A 2,897-nucleotide genomic window follows, 5' to 3' on the forward strand; every position below is an offset into this window, starting at 1 on the left:
GGTGTTGCCGCCGATCAGCTTCGGCATCACGGACGCATCCGCGACCCGCAAGCCACTGATGCCGCGCACCTTGAGCGTTGCCGGGTCGACGACGGCCATCGCATCGGTCCCCATCTTGCACGTCCCCACCGGATGATAGACGGTGAGCGCTTCGGCACGCAGATAGGCGAGGATCTCGTCATCGCTGCGAACATCCTTGCCCGGCAGCATCTCCGTCCCCCTGATCGGGTCGAACTCGGATGCGGCAAAGATTTGACGCGCGATCTTGATGCCTTCGACCAACACCCTGGCGTCCTCGTCGTTCGAGAAGAAGCGATGATCGATCAGCACATCCCGGTTCGACGCCTGGCCTGAGAGTTTGAGTTCGCCGACGCTTTTGGGCCTGAGCACGCAGGTGTGGATTGCGTAGCCATGGCCGTACTCCACCAGCCTGCCGCGATGGCTGCGATAGCCGGGCACGAAGTGGAACTGGATGTCGGGAATGCCGTTCGCATACTTCGTCCGGGCAAAGCCGCCGGCTTCGACGTAGTTGGTGGTGAGCATGCCCTTGCGGCCGGCAAAATACCGGAAGGGCGCAGCCAGCACGCGGGGCAGGTTGGGCAGCGACAGGCCGAGCGTCTTCGTGCTCGAGGAGCGGACCGTGATCATGCCGTCGATATGGTCCTGAAGGTTCTTGCCCACGCCCGGCAGATCGACAACCGGCTTTATACCGATCGCCTGCAGCTCGGCGGCTGCGCCGATGCCGGACGCCAGCAAGATCTTCGGTGAATTGATCGCCCCGGCCGAAAGCACGATTTCGCGGCGGGCCGACAGCGTCTTCTGCTCGCCCTTGTACCGCACCCGTACCCCTGTCGCGCGTTCCTCGGCTATATCGAGGTCGATCACTTCGCATTCGCTGAGGATTGTGAGATTCTTGCGATCGAGCACCGGGCGCATGAAGGCGGTGAAACTGCTGAAGCGCTGGCCGCGATCCTGGGTGACATTGTAGATGCCGAGGCCGAACTGGCTTTCGGCATTGAAGTCGCTGTTGGCCGGAAGACCGGCATTGTTGCCGGCCTTGACGAACATCGACGACAGCACATTCGGATCGCGCGGCTTGTCGACCAGCAGTTCCCCGCCTGTACCGTGGTAGTGCGGGTCCTGGCCAAGCAGGTTGCGCTCGAGCTTCTTGAAGACGGGAAGCACGTCGCTGAATGCCCAGCCTGCGCAGCCGAGTCGCGACCACTCGTCATAGTCCTGCGCGGCGCCCCTGATGTAGACCATCGAGTTGATGGAACTGGAGCCGCCCAGCGCCTTGCCGCGATTGACCGGAATCCTGCGGCCGTTGAGGTTGGGCTGAGGCACGCCGACATAGCAGTAGTCATAGTTCGGATTGCCGTAGAGCGAGAGGATGCCGGCAGGCACCTTGACCCGCAGCCCCATATCGCTGCCGCCGGCTTCGATCAGGCACACTTTGTGGGACGGGTTGGCGCTCAGGCGATTGGCAAGGACACAACCGGCCGAGCCTGCGCCGATGACGATGTAATCGTAGTCAAGATTTTCGGTCTGCATGGCCAGCCCCTTTGAGAATGGAGATGCCGGGGCGGCGCGCGCCCCGGCTGAGCGGCTCATTGCAGAAGCTGCGTCCAGACCTTGGTGACGAGTTCCTGCGCCGCCGGCGAGCAGGCCTGGCCCATCTTGACGGGAACGGTCGGGAACAGCTCCGGAGCGTTCTCCTTGTTGTAGAGCGCCTTGCTCTCGTCGATCTTCACCGGCGAAGAGTGGCCGTAATAATTGTACTGCGCCGTCGCGTTGTCGATCTGGGTCATGAAATCGATGAACTTCTTGGCGTTCTCGATATTGGCCGCGCCCTTCGGCACGACATAGGAATCCAGCCAGCCGACCAGACCTTCTTTCGGCATCGCGTATTCGACATTGGCCTTGTCGTTGCGGCGAAGCCTCATGGTGTTGCCGTCCCACCAGAAATGGGCGGCAACCTCGCCGCTGCCGATGCGGTTTTCGATGTTGTCGCTGGAATAGGCCGCCACGAATGGCTTCTGCGCCAGCAAGAGGTCGAGCACGCGCTTCATCTCCTGTGGGTCTTCGCTGCAATATTTGATGCCGAGATAGTTTTCCGCTGCCGGAATGACTTCGTCGGGCTGCGCCAGGCTGGCGATCTTGCCGCGCAGCTCCGCCGGTGGCTCGAAATAGGTCTTCCAGCTGTCGACCGGGCCTTTGTAGAGGTCGCGGTTGACGGTGTAGCCGGCATTGCCGAAGGCGAGCGGGATCGAATGATTGCCTGTCGCATCCCACCACGGTTTCTGCCAGTCCGGCAGGACTTGGCTGTAGGCCGCCATCGAGCTGGCGCCGAAATCCTCGAGCAGCCCGCTATCGATCATGATCTTCACGAAGTGCTGCGAAGGCGTGACGATGTCGTAGCCCGACGAGCCGGCCTGCAGCTTGGTGAGCAGGTCCTCGTTGGATGAGAAGGCGTCGACCGTGACCTTTATGCCGGTTTCCTTCTCGAATTTCGTGACCATCTCGGGCGAGATGGAATCCGCCCATGCGTAGATGGCCAGGCTGCCCTCGGCGAGAGCGGGCACGCTAAAGGCGAGGCTCATGGCACCGGCCATGGTGAGCGCTGCAATTTTAGTCGTCATGTCATTCCCCTGTTTGTTGTTCTCCCAGGGGCGACGATAACAAACCGTCGGGTTCGATAAATTCGATTTGCCCGACGCCTTGATTAGGAAAAACTACGCCGCTGCTACTGCCGTCGCTGAAGCAGGAAGGCCACGGTCGCCAGCACCACCGAAACAATCATGATCAAGGTCGAGATTGCGTTGAGCTGCGGCGACACGCCCTGCTTGATCAGTGAGAAAATGTAGACCGGCAGCGTGGTGGCGCCGCCGGAATTCAAC

2 protein-coding genes are annotated in these 2,897 nt (G+C 61.3%); both read right to left on the reverse strand.

All coding sequences use genetic code 11. The annotated features are described in order from the left end of the window. The coding region (locus tag EOC06_RS21475; protein WP_245469871.1) for a GMC family oxidoreductase at positions 1-1,551 on the reverse strand (1,551 nt) is incomplete at its 3' end. A gap of 56 nt (positions 1,552-1,607) precedes the next feature. Then, the gene (locus EOC06_RS21480) at positions 1,608-2,639 is read right to left on the reverse strand and encodes an extracellular solute-binding protein (RefSeq protein WP_128308734.1); all 1,032 of its coding nucleotides are present in this window, start codon (positions 2,637-2,639) and stop codon (positions 1,608-1,610) included. Positions 2,640-2,897 lie beyond the last annotated feature (258 nt).

The organism is Mesorhizobium sp. M7A.F.Ca.MR.362.00.0.0, assembly GCF_004023175.1.
Lineage (GTDB): Bacteria > Pseudomonadota > Alphaproteobacteria > Rhizobiales > Rhizobiaceae > Mesorhizobium.